This is a genomic window from Williamsia phyllosphaerae, assembly GCF_014635305.1.
GTDB lineage: Bacteria > Actinomycetota > Actinomycetes > Mycobacteriales > Mycobacteriaceae > Williamsia_A > Williamsia_A phyllosphaerae.
The window spans coordinates 415,306-435,076 of sequence record NZ_BMCS01000003.1; the positions used below are offsets into that span (position 1 = coordinate 415,306).

General features: G+C 70.3%; 12 protein-coding genes. 11 read left to right on the forward strand and 1 reads right to left on the reverse strand.

The window, feature by feature from the left end:
- Positions 1-174: 174 nt before the first annotated feature.
- Positions 175-1,041: a KPN_02809 family neutral zinc metallopeptidase gene (ypfJ, locus tag IEV93_RS20515; RefSeq protein ID WP_188492481.1), complete on the reverse strand. Its 867-nt coding sequence runs from the start codon at positions 1,039-1,041 to the stop codon at positions 175-177.
- 130 nt (positions 1,042-1,171) lie between these two features.
- On the opposite strand from ypfJ, the gene aspS reads away from it, so the two are divergent.
- The 11 genes from aspS to IEV93_RS20570 all read left to right on the forward strand — a co-directional run bounded on the left by aspS (position 1,172) and on the right by IEV93_RS20570 (position 19,666).
- Complete coding sequence (aspS, locus tag IEV93_RS20520) at positions 1,172-2,992, forward strand: aspartate--tRNA ligase (RefSeq protein ID WP_188492482.1); 1,821 nt, start codon at positions 1,172-1,174, stop codon at positions 2,990-2,992.
- Between the two features lie 8 nt (positions 2,993-3,000).
- Entirely contained in the window at positions 3,001-3,936 is a 936-nt protein-coding gene (locus tag IEV93_RS20525) for a DUF389 domain-containing protein (protein ID WP_188492485.1), read from the forward strand.
- 57 nt (positions 3,937-3,993) lie between these two features.
- Positions 3,994-7,470 carry a transglutaminase family protein gene (locus IEV93_RS20530; protein ID WP_188493266.1) on the forward strand — a complete coding sequence of 1,159 codons (3,477 nt, stop codon included), beginning with the start codon at positions 3,994-3,996 and terminating at the stop codon, positions 7,468-7,470.
- On the forward strand, positions 7,467-10,169 hold the full coding sequence (locus tag IEV93_RS20535; RefSeq protein ID WP_229705365.1) for a circularly permuted type 2 ATP-grasp protein: 2,703 nt from the start codon (positions 7,467-7,469) through the stop codon (positions 10,167-10,169). The genes IEV93_RS20530 and IEV93_RS20535 overlap by 4 nt, the downstream gene beginning before the upstream one ends.
- On the forward strand, positions 10,166-11,131 hold the full coding sequence (locus tag IEV93_RS20540; RefSeq protein ID WP_188492487.1) for a transglutaminase family protein: 966 nt from the start codon (positions 10,166-10,168) through the stop codon (positions 11,129-11,131). Before IEV93_RS20535 ends, IEV93_RS20540 begins: the two co-directional genes overlap by 4 nt.
- A 166-nt stretch (positions 11,132-11,297) precedes the next feature.
- Positions 11,298-12,431 (forward strand): phosphotransferase, encoded by a 1,134-nt coding sequence (locus tag IEV93_RS20545; RefSeq protein WP_188492489.1) that lies wholly within the window; start codon positions 11,298-11,300, stop codon positions 12,429-12,431.
- The gene (locus IEV93_RS20550; RefSeq protein ID WP_229705366.1) at positions 12,428-13,828 is read left to right on the forward strand and encodes a replication-associated recombination protein A; all 1,401 of its coding nucleotides are present in this window, start codon (positions 12,428-12,430) and stop codon (positions 13,826-13,828) included. The genes IEV93_RS20545 and IEV93_RS20550 overlap by 4 nt, the downstream gene beginning before the upstream one ends.
- A 160-nt stretch (positions 13,829-13,988) precedes the next feature.
- On the forward strand, positions 13,989-16,670 hold the full coding sequence (alaS, locus tag IEV93_RS20555) for an alanine--tRNA ligase (RefSeq protein WP_188492491.1): 2,682 nt from the start codon (positions 13,989-13,991) through the stop codon (positions 16,668-16,670).
- On the forward strand, positions 16,667-17,134 hold the full coding sequence (gene ruvX, locus IEV93_RS20560; RefSeq protein WP_188492492.1) for a Holliday junction resolvase RuvX: 468 nt from the start codon (positions 16,667-16,669) through the stop codon (positions 17,132-17,134). Before alaS ends, ruvX begins: the two co-directional genes overlap by 4 nt.
- Positions 17,127-18,827 (forward strand): endolytic transglycosylase MltG, encoded by a 1,701-nt coding sequence (locus tag IEV93_RS20565; protein WP_229705367.1) that lies wholly within the window; start codon positions 17,127-17,129, stop codon positions 18,825-18,827. Before ruvX ends, IEV93_RS20565 begins: the two co-directional genes overlap by 8 nt.
- Positions 18,818-19,666, forward strand: a complete 849-nt coding sequence (locus tag IEV93_RS20570; RefSeq protein WP_188492494.1) for a shikimate dehydrogenase — start codon at positions 18,818-18,820, stop codon at positions 19,664-19,666. Before IEV93_RS20565 ends, IEV93_RS20570 begins: the two co-directional genes overlap by 10 nt.
- The last annotated feature ends 105 nt before the right edge of the window (positions 19,667-19,771 follow it).

Below are 19,771 nucleotides of genomic sequence, written 5' to 3' on the forward strand. Positions count from 1 at the left end.
CGCCGATCGCCGTCGCGCGGTGGGCCCTGGCGTTCGCATGCTGGGCCCTCGTTCCCGCGTGTTGGGCTCTTGTTGTCGTGTACTGGGCTGCGGCGTCCAACACAGCGAAACAATGGCCCAACCCGGAGCAACGACGGCCCAACCCGGCGAGACGATGGTCCAACAGCGGGAGGGTCAAAGGCGATTGGTGGAAAAGGTGTCGCAACTCGCGGGGTCGCCGGACCGGTAGCCGGTGGTGAACCACCTCGTGCGCTGCGCCGCCGACCCGTGCGTCCACCCCTCGGAATCGTTCTTGCCCGACAGGGTGTCGTCACCGATGGCCTTCGCGGTGGTGATCACGTCGCCGATCTGCTGTTGGGTCAGCGGTTCGAGCATCGCGTCCGGTCCCTTGTCGGCGTGCTCGGCCCAGACGCCGGCGTAGCAGTCGGCCTGCAGCTCGAGGCGCACCGATCCCGATGTCGCGCCGCGCGATCCGAGCTTCTGCGCCTTGTCCATCGTGCCCATCAGGTTCTGCACGTGGTGGCCGAACTCGTGGGCCACCACGTACTCCTGCGCCAGCGGTGCGTCGCTGCCGCCGAGCTGATCGGCCAGCGTCGTGAAGAAGGTCGGGTCGAAGTAGGCCGTCTGGTCGCCCGGGCAGTAGAACGGCCCGACCGATGATGTCGCCGAGCCGCACCCGCCGGTGTCGATCGCGTCGGCGAAGATGACGGTCTTCGGTTTGGTGTAGTCCGGCATCAGGGTGGGCCACACCTTGTCGAGGCTGTTCGTCGTGGCGACGATGCGACAGACGGTGTCGGTGTTGGCCTTCGCGATGGTGCAGCTGTCGATCTGCGACTGGATCGCGCTGTTGGGCGCACCGGCGTTCGACCCCGACGTGCCGCCGTCGCCGCCGAGGATGTCGCCGGGGTTGACCCCGAACAGGATCGCCACGATCGCGACCACGAGACCGGCGCCACCGCCGAGCGCCATCCGCCCGCGGCCGCCTCCGCCGCCCCCGGAGACACCGCTGGTGTCCAACGGCCCGTTGCCCTGGAACGTCATGACTCTCCTGTTCGACGACAACGCATTCGTGATGGGTTCCTCATGCTACGTAGGATGACCCTCGTCCCGTACCCAAGACCCAAGCATTCACATCGGCGATCGCCACGGCGACGCCATCGGAAGGACTCTCGTGCTGCGCACCCATTTCGCCGGATCACTGCGAGCCGACAACGCCGGTGACACCGTCACCGTCGTCGGCTGGGTGGCGCGTCGCCGTGATCACGGCGGGGTGATCTTCATCGACCTGCGCGACAGCTCGGGTCTGCTGCAGGTGGTCTTCCGCGACGAGCAGGTCGCGCAGGCGGCCCACCGACTGCGCGCCGAGTACTGCGTGCAGGTGACCGGCACGATCGAGGCACGTCCCGAGGGCAGCGAGAACCCGAACCTGGAGTCGGGTTCGGTCGAGCTGAACGCCGGGGACCTGGTGGTGCTCAACGAGTCCGCGCCCCTGCCCTTCCAGCTCGACGAGAAGCCGGGCGAGGAGGCGCGCCTGCGCTACCGCTACCTCGACCTGCGACGTGAGGGCCCGGGCAAGGCCCTGCGCCTGCGCTCGAAGGCGAACGCGGCCGCACGGTCGGTGCTCGCCGGCCACGACTTCGTCGAGGTCGAGACCCCGACGCTGACCCGGTCGACCCCCGAGGGTGCCCGTGACTTCCTCGTCCCCGCCCGCCTCCGACCCGGGTCGTTCTACGCGCTGCCGCAGAGTCCGCAGCTGTTCAAGCAGCTGCTGATGGTCGGTGGGCTCGAGCGGTACTACCAGATCGCCCGCTGCTACCGCGACGAGGACTTCCGCGCCGATCGACAGCCCGAGTTCACCCAGCTCGACGTGGAGATGAGCTTCGTCGACCAGGACGACATCATCGCCCTCGCCGAGCAGATCCTCGTGGCCCTGTGGGACCTCGTCGGCTACCAGGTGCCCACGCCGCTACCGCGGATCACCTACGCCGAGGCGATGCGTCGTTACGGCAGCGACAAACCCGACCTGCGCTTCGACCTCGAACTCGTCGAGTGCACCGAGTTCTTCGCCGACACCCCGTTCCGCGTGTTCCAGGCCGACTACGTCGGCGCCGTCGTCATGCCCGGCGGGGCGAGCCAGCCCCGACGCCAGCTCGACGCCTGGCAGGAATGGGCCAAGCAGCGCGGCGCCCGCGGTCTCGCCTACGTCCTGGTGCAGGAGGACGGTTCCCTCGGCGGCCCGGTGGCCAAGAACCTGTCCGACGCCGAACGCGACGGACTCGTCGCCCACGTCGGCGCCGCTCCCGGTGACTGTGTGTTCTTCGCCGCGGGCCCGGTCAAGGCACAGCGCGCGCTGCTCGGCGCCGCACGCGGCGAGATCGCCGCGCGACTGGGCCTCATCGACGAGAACGCCTGGGCCTTCACCTGGGTCGTCGACGCCCCGCTGTTCGAGCCGGTGGCCGATGCGACCGCGGGTGGCGACATCGCCGTCGGGTCGGGCGCCTGGACCGCGGTGCACCACGCATTCACCGCACCCAAGCCGGAGTCCCTCGACACGCTGGAGTCCGATCCCGGGTCGGCGCTGGCCTTCGCCTACGACATCGTCTGCAACGGCAACGAGATCGGCGGCGGCAGCATCCGTATCCACCGTCGCGACGTGCAGGAGCGGGTGTTCGCGATCATGGGCATCGACAACGCCGAGGCGCAGGAGAAGTTCGGCTTCCTGCTCGACGCGTTCGCCTTCGGTGCACCGCCGCACGGCGGCATCGCCTTCGGCTGGGACCGCATCACCGCCCTGCTCGCGGGTGAGGGTTCGATCCGAGAGGTCATCGCGTTCCCCAAGTCCGGCGGCGGCGTCGACCCGCTGACCGACGCGCCCGCTCCCATCACCCCGGCGCAGCGCAAGGAGTCCGGTATCGACGCAGTGGCCAAAACGGGTCCCGCAGACCGGTCGCCGACACCGGAGGCCGTCGCCGGCTCGACTCCGGAGGCCTGACCGCCCAGGTGTTGCACCTCCGGATCGTCGCACCCACCGAGCGGGGGACCGCGGTGGTCGACCTGCTCCGTGAGGCGGTCGGTGTCACCCACCTCATCGTGCATCCCGGCGCCGCACTCGAACCCGCCGGTGATCTCGTGGAGGCCGACATCACCCGTGAGGCGGTCAACGACGTTCTCGCCGGCCTCCTCGCCCTCGGTCTCGTCCACGACGGTGCCATCACCATGGAGCCGCTCGACACGGTCATCTCCGACGCCGCGGTGCGAGCCGAGAAGGATGCGCCCGGCGACCCCGACGACTCCATCGTCTGGGAGGAACTCACACGTCGAACACGTGAGGACGCGACGCTGAGCATCACGTTCGTCACATTCCTGGTCCTGGCGTGTCTGCTCGCCGCGGTCGGCGTGATCACCGACTCCCCGGTCACCGTGGTCGGCGCGATGGTGGTCGGCCCCGAGTTCGGGCCGCTCGCGGGGATCGCGGTCGGACTGGTGCGGCGTCGGTTCGACCTCGCGCGCAGGTCGGTGTACGCGTTGATCATCGGGTTCCCGACGGCAATGGTGGTCACCGGTGTCGCCGCCGTCCTCGGAGAGGCCACCGGGACCGTCGACATCACCGACGTCACCGCGGCCGACCAGGTGGATTTCATCTATCAGGTGGGCCCGTTCTCCCTCGTGGTCGCGGTCCTGGCCGGGGCCGCGGGCATGCTGTCGCTGGTGTCGGCCAAGTCGGCGGCGCTGGTCGGTGTGTTCATCTCGGTGACGACCGTGCCCGCGGCCGGATACGCGGTGGTGGCCGCGACCCTGGGCCAGTGGCAGGTGGCGGCGGAGTCGACGGCGCAGCTCGCGGTGAACATGGTCGGCATCGTGGTGTCCGGCGTCGGTGTCCTCGCCGTGCACCGGCTGCTCGCCCGTCGGCGCGCGGCGACCCCCGCCCATCTGTGATGGGATCGGTGGGCGTCCGATCGTGGCGTGTCAGGCGATGAACAGGGGTACGTGGCGTTGACCATCAAGGTGGCACTGGAACACCGGACCAGCTATTCCTTCGACCGCCCGGTCAAGGTGTACCCACACGTCGTCCGGCTCCGGCCGGCCCCGCACTCGCGGACCCCGATCGAGGCGTACACGCTCACCGTCGAGCCGTCGGGCCACTTCGTCAACTGGCAGCAGGACGCGTTCAGCAACTACCAGGCACGCCTTGTGTTCCCGGAACCGACGACGTCGCTGTCGATCACCGTCGGCCTCGTCGCCGACCTCACCTCGATCAACCCGTTCGACTTCTTCATCGAGGACTGGGCCGAGAACTACGGTTTCGCCTACCCCGAGCAGATGCGCACCGACCTCGAGGCCTACCTGCGACCGATCGGGGGTGAGGGCGGCGGCCGGCACTCGTCCGGCGAGGAGGACGACAGCTCGCTCGTCGCCGACTGGGTCGAGCGCCATCGTCCCGCCCACGGCGCCCGCATCATCGACACCCTGGTGGCACTGAACCAGGCGGTCCGGGACGACGTCGGCTACACCGTCCGTCTCGAGGCCGGTGTCCAGTCGCCCGAGTACACGCTGTCGAGTGCGATCGGCTCGTGTCGTGACTCGGCGTGGTTGCTCGTCGCCATCCTGCGCAGGCTCGGGCTCGCCGCCCGGTTCGTCTCGGGGTACCTGGTGCAACTGACCTCCGACGTCGCCTCGCTCGACGGTCCGTCGGGACCGTCGGCGGACTTCACCGACCTCCACGCCTGGACCGAGGTGTTCCTCCCCGGCGCCGGCTGGGTCGGCATGGATCCCACCTCGGGCCTGTTCGCCGGGGAAGGACACATCCCGCTGGCCGCGACTCCACAGCCGGGTGGCGCGGCGCCGATCACCGGCGCGACCGGTCCGTGTCACGCGACCATGGACTTCTCCAACACCGTCACCCGTTTCCACGAGGACCCGCGAGTGACGTTGCCCTACACCGACAGCCAGTGGTCGGAGGTCGTCGATCTCGGTGCCCTGGTGGATCGTCGGATGGCCGAGCGTGACGTCCGACTGACCATGGGTGGTGAACCCACGTTCGTCTCGATCGACAACCAGACCGCGCCGGAGTGGTCGACCACCGCCGACGGCGGCCACAAACGCCGACTGGCCTCGACGCTCGCCGAACGTCTGCGCACCATCTACGCGCCGTCGGGTCTGGTGCAGCGCAGCCAGGGCAAGTGGTACCCCGGGGAACCGTTGCCGCGCTGGCAGATCGGTCTGTTGTGGCGCGTCGACGGCGAAGCCCTGTGGCAGCGTCCGGAACTGTTGGCCGATCCCTGGGCCGACGACGCGAGCGCCGCTGCGTCCATGGACACCCCGTCGGCGGTGGCGACCGCCGACTCCGCGGCCCGCAGCGCCGCGTTCCTCACCGCGTTCGCCGGCGCACTGGGTCTGCCGTCCACGACCGTCACCCCGGCCTACGAGGACCCGGTGCTCCGGTTGGCCGAACTGTTGCGCTCACCGCCGGGGGAGCCGACCGCCGAATCCACCCCGGACGTCGACGACGAGGACGATCCCACCGCGGGCCGACGCGGTCGCGGCCCGGACCTGACACCCGAACAGGACACGGTGGCGGCGCGCAAGGCGTTGCTGGCGCGACTCGACGAACCGGTCACCGACGCGACCGCGCACGTGCTGCCGGTCAGCCGCACCGACGACGACACCGCGTGGCGCAGCGTCGGATGGTTCACCCGCCGTGGGCGTCTCGTCCTGACCGCGGGCACGTCTCCAGCGGGGCTCCGGCTGCCACTGGACTCGCTGTCCTGGGGGCCCGCTCCGGTGGTCCACGAGACCGACCCCACCGCCTCCACCCGGCCGTTGCGCGCCCCACTGGCCGCCGTCCCCGGCCCCGATGACGCGACCGACACCCGGGAGCCGGACACCGAGGGGGAGGCCACCGAACTGTTCGACGGCCCGGTTCCACGCACCGCCGTGGTCGCCGAGGTGCGCGCCGACATCCTGCACGTGTTCCTGCCGCCGACCGAGCGACTCGAGGACTACGTCGAACTCGTCGAGACCACCGAGGCGGCCGCGGCCGCCGTGGGCACGGCGGTCATCGTCGAAGGCTATGGGCCGCCCGCGGATTCGCGCCTGCAGTCGCTCACGGTGACACCCGACCCCGGCGTCATCGAGGTCAACATCCAGCCGACGGCCTCGTTCGCCGAGCAGTCCGATCTGCTCGAGACGCTCTACCACGAGGCCCGCGTCGCACGTCTGGGCACCGAGTCGTTCGACCTCGACGGCAGCCACGGCGGTACCGGCGGCGGCAATCACATCACCCTCGGCGGCATCACGCCGTCGGAGTCACCAATGCTGCGCCGACCCGACCTGCTCGTGTCGATGCTGAGCTACTGGCAGCGACACCCGTCCCTGTCGTACCTGTTCTCCGGGCGCTTCATCGGGACGACCTCGCAGGCCCCCCGCGCCGACGAAGGACGCGAGAGCGCCCTCTACGAACTCGAGATCGCGTTCGCCGAGATCGACCGACTCTCGGCCGAGGGGGCCGAGGCCGGCCCGTGGATGATCGACCGTGCACTGCGCCACTTGCTCACCGACATCACCGGGAACACCCACCGCGCCGAGTTCTGCATCGACAAGCTCTACAGCCCGGGGGCGGCCCGCGGGCGGCTCGGCATCCTCGAACTCCGGGCGTTCGAGATGCCGCCGCACCACCGGATGGCGATGGTGCAGTCGCTGCTCGTGCGCAGTCTGGTGTCGTGGTTCTGGGACAAGCCCTTCCGCGGACGGCTGCTGCGTCACGGCGCGGATCTCCACGGCAAACACCTGCTGCCGCACCACGTCATCAACGACATCGCCGAGGTGGCCGAGGATCTGCGCGAGGCCGGATATGACTTCGACACCGCCTGGCTCGACCCGTTCACCGAGTTCCGGTTCCCGCGTCTGGGCACCGTGGCCATCCGGGACCAGGAGATCGAACTGCGCGGCGCCATCGAGCCGTGGAACGTGCTGGGGGAGGAGTCCACCGCCGGCGGTACCGCCCGCTACGTCGACTCATCGATCGAGCGCGTACAGGTACGGGTGCAGGGCAGCGACGACGATCGATACCTGTTGACCTGCAACGGGTATCCGCTACCCCTGACGCCGACCGGCCGCCCCGGGGAACGGGTCGCGGGCATCCGGTTCCGGGCCTGGCAGCCCCCGAGCGCCCTGCACCCGTCGATCGGTATCGACTCCCCGCTGGTGTTCGACATGGTCGACACCGCCAACGGCCGATCGGTCGGCGGGGCGACCTACCACGTCGTGCATCCCGGCGGCCGCGCCTACGAGCGGCCCCCGGTCAACGCCGTCGAGGCCGAATCGCGACGCAACGGCCGGTTCGAGGCCATCGGTCACACCCCCGGCGTCGTCGACGTCGCGGGACTGCGGGAGATGCAGGCCCGGCTGGCGACAGACCTCGGGGTGCCGACGATCCTCGACCTACGGCGGGCACGTACGGTTCTTCGGTGACGTCGCCCACCCCCACACCTGCGGAGACGCCGTCCGCGGTGGTGGACCGGTATCGGTCGGATCGCTTCGCGCTGTTCGACATCGACGGTCCGCAGGCGGCCTCGCCGCGCTACGACGAGATGATCGACGCCGACGGTGCCATCCGTCCCCAGTGGGCCGACCTGGTGGCCGGGTACGCCCGCGCCGGGACGGTCGGGATGGCCCGCACGGCCATGCGCCTGCGGACGATGATCGCCGACGAGGGCATCACCTACAACCTGACCGGTGACCGCGTCGCGAGCGGTGACGCGGAGGTCGCCGACACCACGCGCCTGTGGGAGCTCGACAGTGTCCCGCTGGTGGTCGACGGCGACGCCTGGGCGGCGGTGGAGGCCGGCATCGCACAACGGTGTCTGCTCCTCGACGCCCTGCTCGTCGACCTCTACGGGGAGCGCCGCACGATCACCGAGGGCCTGGTCCCGCCCGAGATGGTCTACGGCCATCCCGGATACGTGCGCAAGGCGGGCGGGATGGGCATCGCCGGACCGCACGCCCTCTTCTGTCACGCCGCCGACATCGGCCGCACCGCCGACGGTCACTTCGCCCTGTGGGGTGACTCCACCCAGGCGCCGTCGGGCATCGGATACGCCATCGCCGACCGACGCCTGACCTCGCGTGCGGCGTCCGCGCTCTTCGGTGCGGTCGGTCCGCGCCCGATGACGACGTTCGCGGGCACCCTGCGACTGGCCCTGTTCGACTACGCACCCCCCGGCGCCGACGACCCGACGGTGGTGGTCCTGAGTCCGGGCAACCTGTCGGAGACCGCGTTCGACCAGGCCTACCTCGCGTCGGTCCTCGGCTTCCCGCTCGTCGAATCCGCCGACCTGCTCGTCCGCGACGGCGCGGTGTACATGCGCTCCCTGGGTAGTTTCAAACGGGTCGACGTCATCCTGCGGCGGGTCGATGCGGCGTTCTGCGACCCGCTCGACCTGCGTTCGGACTCCCGGCTCGGGGTGGCCGGTCTGGTGGAGGCCGTCGCGCGGGGCGCGGTCACCGTCGTCAACACCCTCGGTAGCGGTGTCATCGAGAACCCGGCGCTGCACACCGTCGCGGCGCGGCTCGCGCCCGCACTGATCGACGAGGAGTTGGCGCTACCGACGGTCGAGACCTACTGGGGCGGTGCGGACTCCGAGCGCACCAAGATCGTCGCCGACCTCGCCGGACTGGTTCTCGACAACTTCCGGACCGGCGAACAGTTCATCGGGGCCACGCTCTCGCGGGCTGACCTCGAGACGCTGCGTCGACGTGTCGAGACCGACCCGTGGCAGTGGGTGGGTCGGCGTCCGGGACAGTTCTCCCTCGCCCCGTCGATGACGCCCGCCCACGCGGGTGCGGCGGCCCGGTTGCGTGCGGCGCCGGTCGGTATCCGTACGTTCGCCGTCGCCCAGGGAGCGGCCTACGCCGTGATGCCCGGCGGCATGGGGCAGGTCCTCGCCACCGGCGCCGAGGGGGCGGCGATGGGTGCGATCGCCGCGAAGGACGTCTGGGTGGCGAACACCGAGGCGGTCGGCGACACCACCCGCGTGGCGGAGTCGGTCTCGTCGTTCGTCTCACCCACGCTCAGCGCGTCCGATCGGTCGGCCGCGTCGCCGCGCGTGTTGGCCGACCTGTTCTGGCTCGGTCGCCACGGTGAGCGCGCCGAACTGACCGTCCGGATGGTGAAGGTCGCCCGCGAGCGCTACCAGGACCGCGACCGACTGTGGATGTCGGGAACCGGCTCGCTACCGCTGTTCCTCGCCGGCATCGCCGCGACCACGGCCACGACCGACCACGTGGGCGTACTGCCCGACGCCGCGACCGCCGACAACGGCGCCGCGGTGGCGCTCGCGGCCATCGGTCGGCTGACGATGTCGCGGTCGGTGCCCGGGACCGTGGCCCACTCGGTCGATCGACTGGTCGCCTCGGCCCGCGCGGTGCGCGACCAGATGTCGACGAGCACCTGGATGGTGTTGGGCACCATCGAGCGCGCCTTCGCCGACCTCGCCCACACCGTCGCCGAGTCCGCCCCGGACACCGGTCCGCGGGCCGGGGCGAACGCGGCCGTCGACACCGTCGACGTCGACGAACTCGCCCGGGCGCACGAGTCGATCCTGCGCGGACTGCTCGCGCTGGCCGGCCTGCAGGCCGAATCGATGGTGCACGACCCGGCCTGGCTGTTCATGGACGTCGGCCGTCGGATCGAGCGGGCGGTCATGCTCGCCGACCTGACCCGTTCGGTCCTCGTCGATCGCCACGAACTCGACGTCGAACAGGGGCTCATCGAGGCCTACCTGGTGGCGAACGAGTCCGCGGTCATCTACCGCCGCCGCAACCGCGGACTACATCGACTGCGCCCGGTGATCATGCTGGCCATGTTCGACGAGACCAACCCGCGGTCGATGATCTACCAGCTGGCGCGTCTGCGCTCGGATCTGTCGGCCATGCCCGACGAGATCCGTTCCGCCGCCGCCGAACGCGTCGTCGAGGAGATGATCGCCGAGCTGCGCCGCGTCGATCCGACCGACCTGACCACCGTCGGCGACACCGACCGCCGCGACGAGCTCGCCGAGTTGATGACCACCCTGGCGACCGGTGCGCGCGAGGTCTCGGATGTGTTGGGGCGGACCCGTTTCGCGCCACCGCGCGACATACAACCGCTGTGGGGCGGTGGCAGCCGATGACCGGCGGCACCGCGACCGACGTGGCCACCACGCGTCGCTACCGCGTCACCCATCGCACCACCTACGACTACGACGACGTCGTGAGCGCGTCGTTCGGTCGATGCTTCCTCACGCCGAGAGACCTACCGGGGCAACGTGTCTCCGAAGCCGCGATCGTCGTCGACCCGGAACCGGCCGACCGGTCCACCGGCACCGACATCTTCGGCAACACCGACACCTACTTCCATGTCCGGACGCCGCATCACCGTCTCGAGGTGACCGGGACGTCGTTGGTCGACGTCGATCCTCTCGACCCCGGTCTCCTCACCTGCGCTGCGGCGACCGCGCCGTGGGAGGCTGCCCGCCCGTCGCGACCGGCCGACGCCCGCGAGGTCGAGTACGTGCTCGATCTCTACCCACCGGAGATCACCGAGGCGGTCCGTGAGTACGCCGCAACCGTTTTCCGACCCGGTGTCGCGCTGCTCGACGTGATCGTCGAGCTGACGACGCGCATCCACACCGATTTCACCTACCGATCCGGGTCGACCGCGATCAGCACCAGGGTCGACACGGTCATGTCGCGGCGCGAGGGCGTCTGCCAGGATTTCGCGCGTGTCGCGATCGCGTGCCTCCGGTCCCAGGGTCTCGCGGCGCGGTACGTGTCGGGGTACCTCGCGACCGAGCCTCCGCCCGGTCGCGAGCGCGTGATCGGCGCCGATGCGTCGCACGCATGGGCCGCGGTGTGGCTCCCGGGCAATCGGTGGCTGCCGTTCGACCCCACCAACGACAAGCTGGTGGACGAGAGGCACGTCACACTGGCCTGGGGACGTGACTATGATGATGTACCGCCGCTACGTGGAGTCATCTACACCGAATCGACCACGAGCAAGATCACCGTCTCCGTCGACGTGGCGCCGCAGGAACTGCCGACCGTGTCGCAAGAAGTGCCGATCACGTCGAACGAGTCCGCACCGGGCTCGTGAGTCGCCGCAGTTCATCGTAGGGATCGCCCCGACCGGCGTAACAGCGTGCCGGCCGCGCGACCTGCATGAATGTCCTCCGGGACGTCGCCCGCGCACGACTCGCATCGCGATCGGACCGGGCGTGACACGTGCCACCTGTGGGTGGCGTTGGGTAGGTTTACACGTAATGACTGTCATCGCCGAGAACCGCATGTCGGGTGCGGTCCGGGCCGCCGAGCAGGTTCTGTCCTCTCGTGCGGGCGCCCGGGTGACCCTGGCCGACCCGGTGGAGTTGGGTGGCAGCGGCCGCACCGACGTCGTGCGGGCACGGGTTGCCCAGAACCCGCTGTCGTTGGACCGGAGTCTGGTCATCAAGGTGGTCCCCACCGACGAGCCGGCCGACGCGTTCGCCCGCGAGCTGGCGTCCTACAAGTACGCGAACGCGCTGCCGATGCACTCCCGGCCCGGTCCGCAGCTCATCGCCTTCGACAACACCGCCCGACTCATCGTCCTGAGCGACCTCGGTCACGGTCGCTCGATGAGTGATCTGCTCGGCAGTCCCGAGTGGGCCGACCCGAGCCACGCGATCAGCGCGTGGGGACAGGCCCTGGGCCGGATGCACGCAGCCACCGTCGGCGGGGAGGGCGATTTCGACGCCCTGCTGCGTCGCGGTCCCGGGGGCGGCTCGGTCGAGGTGCTCCCCGCGCAGGCGCGCATGGCCGTCGACCTCGCCCCCGAGGTGATGACCCGGTACCTCGGTCTGCCCGTACACGACGAGTTCCTCGCTCTGCTGCGTCGCGGCGAGGCGTTGTTCGCCGAGGGTGATCACCGCGCCTTCAGCCCGTCCGACGTCGGTCCGCCCAACATCCTCATCAATGACGATGGCGTGCAGTTCATGGACTACGAGTGGGGTGGTTTCCGCGACGCCTCCCTCGACATCGCCTACGCGATCGTCACCTTCACCCCCGACCTCGCCCCGCGCTGGACCGACCGCCGCACCGACCTCGAGACCGCGCTGGTCGACGGGTGGCGCTCGGAGATCCAGGCCATCTGGCCCGCCCTCGGGCACGACGGTGAACTCCACCGCAAGGTCCTGACCGCCCGTGCGCTGTGGGTGTGGATGAGCACCGTGTGGATGTTGCCGGTCGATCTCGAGGTCGACCCGCAGTCACACGGCCTGGCGCTGCACACCACCGATCCCACGATCGTTGTCGGGCGGTGGACCGACCTCGCCGCCGCGGCCACCCGCGCCGGACTGACCGACATCGCGGACTTCGGCGTCGCCGCCGCATCGGCGCTGGACGCGGCCTGGCTGCGGTGACCTTCGCGCCCGGCGGGGACGGGCTGTTCGATCCGCCGGCCCCACCCCCGACGTCGGGGTCGTTCACCCAGACGCAGACACGGTCGGCCACCTCCGGGCCGCTGGCGGTCCGCATGCGACCGCGCAGCCTCGACGAGATCGTCGGCCAGCAACACCTGCTGGCCGCCGGTTCACCGCTGCGCCGACTCATCGAGGGCTCCGGAGCGGCGTCGGTGATGCTCTACGGCCCACCCGGCACCGGCAAGACGACGATGGCGTCACTGATCTCGACCGCCACCGGGGGTCGGTTCGAGGCCCTCTCGGCGTTGTCGTCCGGCGTCAAGGAGGTGCGGTCGGTCATCGAGGTCGCCCGACGCGCCCTCATCGACGGCAGGCAGACCGTGTTGTTCATCGACGAGGTGCACCGGTTCTCCAAGACGCAGCAGGACGCGTTGCTCGACGCCGTGGAGAACCGCATCGTGCTGCTGGTCGCCGCGACCACCGAGAACCCGTCCTTCTCGGTGGTGTCGCCGCTGCTGTCGCGATCGCTGGTGCTGCAGTTGCAGCCGCTGTCCGACGACGACATCCGCGAGGTGCTCACCCGAGCGGTGGTCGACGACCGTGGACTCGCAGGGTCGGTCGAGATCGCCGACGAGGCCCTCGACCACATCGTCGCGTTGTCCGGCGGCGACGCACGTCGCGGCCTGACAGCGCTCGAGGTGGCCGCCGGAGCCGCACTGGGTCGCGACGGCGACCCGACGACATCGGTGCCGACGATCGGGTTGACCGACGTCGAGTCGGCGGTCAACCGCGCGGCGGTCCGCTACGACCGCGACGGGGACCAGCACTACGACGTCATCAGTGCGTTCATCAAATCCATCCGCGGGTCGGACGTGGACGCCGCGGTGCACTACCTCGCCCGGATGATCACCGCGGGGGAGGACCCCCGGTTCATCGCGCGTCGACTGATGATCCACGCCAGCGAGGACGTCGGCATGGCCGACCCGACGGCGATCGGTGTCGCGGTCGCGGCGGCTCAGGTGGTGGCTCTCGTCGGGATGCCCGAGGCCAGACTGGCCCTCACGCAGGCCACCATCCACCTCGCCAGCGCACCCAAGTCCGGTGCGGTCGTCGCGGCGATCGGTGCGGCCATGGCCGACGTGGCCGCGGGCAAGGCCGGAGCCGTCCCGCCCCATCTGCGTGACGGGCACTACCCGGGCGCGGCCGCCCTCGGCAACGCCCAGGGATACCGGTATCCGCACGACGACCCCGACGGTGTCGTCACCCAGCAGTACCCGCCCGACGAACTGGTCGGCACCGACTACTACGAACCGACCGACCACGGCCACGAGCGCGAGATCTCGGCCCGTCTCGGGAGGCTGCGCTCCATCGTCCGCAGGGCCACCGCCCGACGCTGATCGCCCACGGCGTCGCCTGCCCGGAGCCATCGCACCCACCCGGTAGGGTGGACTCGCCCCGACCCGGCCAGGCGCACCCCCTGGTGCGCGCGTCGCGACGAGGTGGACCAGGGTGCTGTCAGGCCATGACAGTTTCCGCGAATCGGCGTGAGGACATCAGGTGCAGACCCATGAGATCAGGAAGCGATTCCTCGATCACTTCATCCGTGCCGGTCACACCGAGATCCCCAGCGCGTCGCTGATCCTCGACGATCCGAACCTGCTGTTCGTGAACGCGGGGATGGTCCCGTTCAAGCCGTACTTCCTCGGTGAGCAGACACCGCCGTCCGAGCGCGCCACCAGCATCCAGAAATGTGTCCGCACCCTCGACATCGAGGAGGTGGGCATCACCACTCGTCACAACACCTTCTTCCAGATGGCGGGCAACTTCTCCTTCGGCGACTACTTCAAGCGCGAGGCCATCGGCTTCGCGTGGTCGCTGCTCACCGACTCGGTCGACGACGGCGGGTTCGGGATCGAACCGACCCGCCTGTGGCCGACGGTGTACCTCGACGACGACGAGGCCGAGGCCATCTGGCGCGACGAGATCGGTGTCCCCGCCGAGCGCATCCAGCGCCGCGGGATGGCCGACAACTACTGGTCGATGGGTGTCCCCGGGCCCTGCGGCCCCTGCTCGGAGATCTTCTACGACCGCGGACCCGACTACGGCGTCGAAGGCGGACCCGAAGCCGACGAGGACCGCTACATCGAGATCTGGAATCTCGTCTTCATGCAGAACCAGCGCGGACCGGGTATCGGCAAGGACAACTACGAGATCCTCGGCCCGCTGCCGCGTCAGAACATCGACACCGGCATGGGCATCGAGCGCGTCGCCTGCATCCTCCAGGACGTCGACAACGTCTACGAGACCGATCTCCTCAAGCCGGTCATCGACGTCGCCGCCCGCCTGACCGGCCGCTCCTACAACTCCTCGGCCGCCGACGACGTGCGGTTCCGCGTCATCGCCGACCACACCCGGACCGCGGTCATGCTCATCTCCGACGGTGTGCTGCCGGGCAACGACGGCCGGGGTTACGTGTTGCGCCGCCTGCTGCGCCGCATCGTGCGGTCGGCCCGCCTGCTCGGTGCCACCGAGGCCACCATGGGCGAGTTCGTGGACACGGTGCTCGCGACGATGGCGCAGTCCTACCCGGTGCTGACCGACGACGCCGATCGCATCCGGGCGGTCGCGGTGCGCGAGGAGGACGCCTTCCTCGCCACCCTGTCGGCCGGATCGAAACTGTTCGACGACGCGGCCGCGTCGACCGCGGGTGCCGGGCGGACCCAGATCTCCGGGCGTGACGCCTTCGCGCTGCACGACACCTACGGGTTCCCGATCGACCTGACGCTCGAGATGGCCGCCGAGGCCGGACTGTCGGTCGACGAGCAGGGCTTCGCCGACCTCATGGCCGAGCAGCGACAGCGGGCCAAGGCCGACGCGAACGCCAACAAGAAGTCGCACGCCGACCTCTCCGTGTACCGGGAGTTCCTCGACCGCGGCCCCACCGAGTTCACCGGATTCGACGAACTGGTGTCCGAGGCACGTGTTCTCGGGATCGTCGACGGCGGGGTGAGTCTGCCCGTGGCCGGTGTCGGACGCGACGTGGAGATCATCCTCGACCGCAGCCCGCTCTACGCCGAATCGGGTGGACAGACCGCCGACGTCGGGGCCATCACCACGAGCTCGGGAATGCGTGCGCGGGTCACCGATGTGCAGAAGATCGCCAAATCCGTGTGGAGCCATGCCGTCACGATCGAGTCCGGGGAGATCACCGTCGGCGACGACGTGATCGCCCAGGTCGACTCGCAGTGGCGACGCGGCGCCACCCAGGGACACTCCGGCACCCACCTCGTCGGTGCCGCACTGCGTCAGGTCCTCGGATCCGATGCGACACAGGCCGGTTCGCTCAACCGCCCCGGCTACCTCCGGTTCGACTTCCGCGCGCAGGGCCCGGTCACCGACTCCCAGCGCGACGAGATCGAGGAGATCGCCAACACCGCGGTCGAGTCCGACTTCCCCGTCCACACCTTCGAGACCGGTCTCGACGAGGCCAGGGCGATGGGTGCGATGGCGCTGTTCGGAGAGAACTACGGCGACATCGTCCGCGTAGTGGAGATCGGCGGACCGTTCTCGATGGAACTGTGCGGCGGAACGCATGTCGGTTCGTCGGCGCAGGTCGGGCCGGTCACCCTGCTCGGTGAGTCGTCGGTCGGGTCGGGGATCCGCCGTGTCGAGGCCTACGTCGGTCTCGACTCCTACCGGTACCTCGCCAAGGAGCGGGCGCTGCTCGGGGCGTTGTCGTCGTCGCTGAAGGTGCCCAGCGACCAGGTGCCCGACCGCGTCGCCAACATCGTCGAACGACTGCGTGACGCCGAGAAGCAGATCGAGAGGATGCGGGCCGAGTCGGCACGTGCATCGGCGGCGTCGCTGATCGATGACGCGCAGCGGATCGGCGCGGTCCTCGTGGTCGCGGCCCGCCTCCCGGACGGCCTGGCCGCGGGCGATCTGCGTGCCCTGGCCACCGATCTGCGTGGTCGTGTCGCGGCCGAACCGGCGCTCGTCGCACTGTTCTCGGTCGCCGACGACAAGGTGCCGTTCGTCGTCGCCGTGACCGACGCGGCCCGCCACGCCGGTGTCGCGGCGGGGGCCGTCGTGAAGGAGATCGCACCCCTGGTCGGGGGTCGCGGCGGTGGCAAACCCGATCTCGCCCAGGGCTCGGGCAGCGACGCAGCCGGCATCGAGGCAGCACTCGCCCGGATCCGCGAGCTCGCCGCCGTCACCCGAGCCGGGGCAGGCGGGTGAGCGGGCTCGTCCCGCGCGGCCGTCGACTCGCCGTCGATGTCGGGAGCGTGCGGATCGGCGTCGCCTCGTGTGATCCTGACGGCATGCTGGCCACCCCCGTCGAGACCGTCGCGCGTGCCTCTGACGGCCGGGACATCACCCGCATCGCCGACTTGGTCGCCGAGTACGAGGCGATCGAGGTGATCGTCGGACTGCCGACCACGCTGCGCGGCGAGCACGGTGCCGCCGCCGACGCGGCCACCGGTTTCGGTGCCCGGATCGCCAAGCGCATCGACCCGGTGCCCGTGGTCTTCCACGACGAGAGGCTGACCACCGTCGCCGCCACGCAGATGTTGCGCGCGAGCGGACGGTCCACGCGCACCCACAAGTCGGTCATCGATCAGGCGGCCGCCGTCGCCATCCTGCAGTCGTGGTTGGACCGACGCGCCCGGCAGCACTCGGTCAGTGGGTCCGCCGGTGAGTGACCAACCGAATCGGCATCGTCGCCGAGCCCCGGGAGAGGACCAGACCCCGGAGGAGGCAGACCGCCTGCGTCGACTCCTCGAGAACGGTGGCGGAGCACCACAACGGCATCGCCGCGCCGGCCGCGGACGACCCGACGACTCCGGCGTGCTCCCGCGGATTCCCCGCGACGCCCCCCGTCCCGGCGGCGACAGCGCGTGGCAGGAACCCGATCGCCGCGCGCGCCCGCGCGTCATCCCGCCCGCCGCACCCGGACAGGTGCCACCCGGTCCGCCCGCCCCGCCGTCGGCCGGTGACACCCGACGGGACCCGTACCCGGGCGAGAACCCGCCGCCCGCGCCGCGTCGGCTGCCACCCGACCCCCGTCGATACGAGACGCCCCCGGCGCCGTCGTACGTCGACCCGCCGCTCTCGCCGCCCGCCGAGGAACAGACCACGTTCATCGCGCGTCCGGAACCCACGACCGACCCGGATGCCGGTCCCGACGAGCGCCGCACGCGGCGCACCGCTCCCGGACGCGCACGCGGATCGCGGTCGAGCGCCCACATGACCCGACGCAAGCGACGGCGGCGTATCACCCTCGCCTTCGTCCTGGTATTCATGGTCGCGGTCGTGGGTGCGCTCGGTTACACCGGGCTGCGGATGACCGGCTACTTCGTCAACGACGACAACTACTCGAACGCATCGGGTACCGGTGACGTCCTCGTCCAGATACCGCAGGACTCGTCGCTGACCCAGTTCGGGCAGATCCTGCAGGAGAAGGGCGTCGTCGCGAGCGTGCGTGCGTTCACCGACGCAGCGGGCAACGCGCCGATCTCGGCCGGCTTCTACAAACTGCGTACCGGCATCCCGGCCTCGACGGCGGTGTCGATGCTCGGCGGCGACAGCAATCGGGTGGGGCGGCTCGTGATCCCCCCGGGCCGTCAGCTCGACACCAAGCAGACCGCCGACGGGTCCCCGAGCATCGGCATCTTCGAGATGTTGGCGCAGGCGACCACCGTGACCATCAACGGACAGCGCGACGGCGTCACCGCCGAGGAACTCGCGCAGGCTGCGGCCACTGCCTCGCCGGCCGACCTGGGTGTCCCGTCCTGGGCGACCGACGCCGTCTCGGCGCTCGACGGGGACCATCGACGCATCGAGGGACTCATCGCGCCGGTGGCCTGGGAGGCCATCGACCCATCGCTCACCCCGGTACAGATGCTGCGCTACCTGATCTCCGGGAGTGCCGACATGTTCTCGCAGTGGGGTCTGACCGAGCCCAACCAGACCGGCCTCACCCCGTATCAGACGCTGGTCTCGGCGTCGGTGGTCGAGAAGGAGGTCGCCGATCCCGGCGACTACGGCAAGGTGGCCCGGGTCATCGTGAACCGGTTGGGCAAGAACCAACGACTCGAGATGGACTCGACCGCCAACTACACCGCGGCCGTGGTCAACATCGACGTCTCCGGGGACGCCTACACCGCGCCGACCAAGTGGAACACCTACCAGGTCCGCGGTCTGCCGGTGACGCCGATCGGATCGGTGGGCAAGGAGCCGCTCATCGCCACCGAGGCGCCGCCGGAGGGCAACTGGATCTACTTCGTCGCCGTCGACTCCCAGGGCACGACGCTGTTCACCGACAACTACGAGGAGCATCTGCGCAACCGGCAGAAGGCCTGCGACAACAAGGTCCTCGCGGTCGGATGTCGTTGACGGCGGACCCTCGGTCCGCGCAGATTCGCCGCGCCGCGGTCCTCGGGTCACCGATCGGGCACTCCCGCTCACCGGATCTGCACCTCGCCGCCTATCGCGCGCTCGGTCTCGAGCACTGGACCTACGAGCGGATCGAGTGCACCGCGGAGACCCTGCCCGCGCTCGTCGACGGTCTCGACGAGAGCTACATCGGACTCTCGGTCACGATGCCCGCCAAGGTGGCCGCGCTGCGGCACGCCACCACGGTCACCGATCGTGCCCGTCTCGTCGGCTCGGCGAACACGTTGGTGCGCACCGACTCCGGTCGCTGGCACGCCGACTGCACCGACATCGACGGCGTGACCGGCGCCCTGGCCGAACTCGACGCCGACGACCTGGCGGGGGAGTCGGTCGTGCTGATCGGGGCCGGTGGCACCGCCCGACCGGCCCTGGCCGCGTTGGCGTCCGCCGGGGCCGGTGCGGTCACGGTCGTCGTCCGAGACGCCTCCCGAGCCGACGGGTTGCGCCGGCTCGCAGCCGAACTGCGCATCGACCTGGACACCCGCGCATTCGAGTCGTCGGCGGACCTCACCGCGGTCTGCGCGCGCTCCTCGGTCGTCGTCAGCACGGTCCCGGCCGAGGCGGCCGGTCGTCTCGCCGCGTCGATCGCGGCCGCCCCCCGACTCCTCGACGCGATCTATCACCCGTGGCCCACGCCGGCCGCCGCTGCGGTCGCCGACGCCGGCGGACGCGTGATCGGTGGTCTGGTGATGTTGCTCAACCAGGCCGTCACCCAGGTCGAGTCGTTCACCGGACTGTCCGCGCCGCGCGCGCAGATGGCCGCCGCCCTCGCCGACTGAGCGGCGCACACCTACGCCGTCGGCGACCCGGTGTCACCCGGGCCGGCCGCGGGATGGGGACAACCCGCCGAGATCGCTGCGGTCCTCGTTTTTCTGCACAGGTCG

Bases quoted from the DNA above. Each gene is read 5' to 3' on its own strand.
- ypfJ (WP_188492481.1), bottom strand. From the start codon at position 1,041: ATGACGTTCCAGGGCAACGGGCCGTTGGACACCAGCGGTGTCTCCGGG.
- IEV93_RS20540 (WP_188492487.1), top strand. From the start codon at position 10,166: ATGACCGGCGGCACCGCGACCGACGTGGCCACCACGCGTCGCTACCGC.
- IEV93_RS20545 (WP_188492489.1), top strand. From the start codon at position 11,298: ATGACTGTCATCGCCGAGAACCGCATGTCGGGTGCGGTCCGGGCCGCC.
- IEV93_RS20570 (WP_188492494.1), top strand. From the start codon at position 18,818: ATGTCGTTGACGGCGGACCCTCGGTCCGCGCAGATTCGCCGCGCCGCG.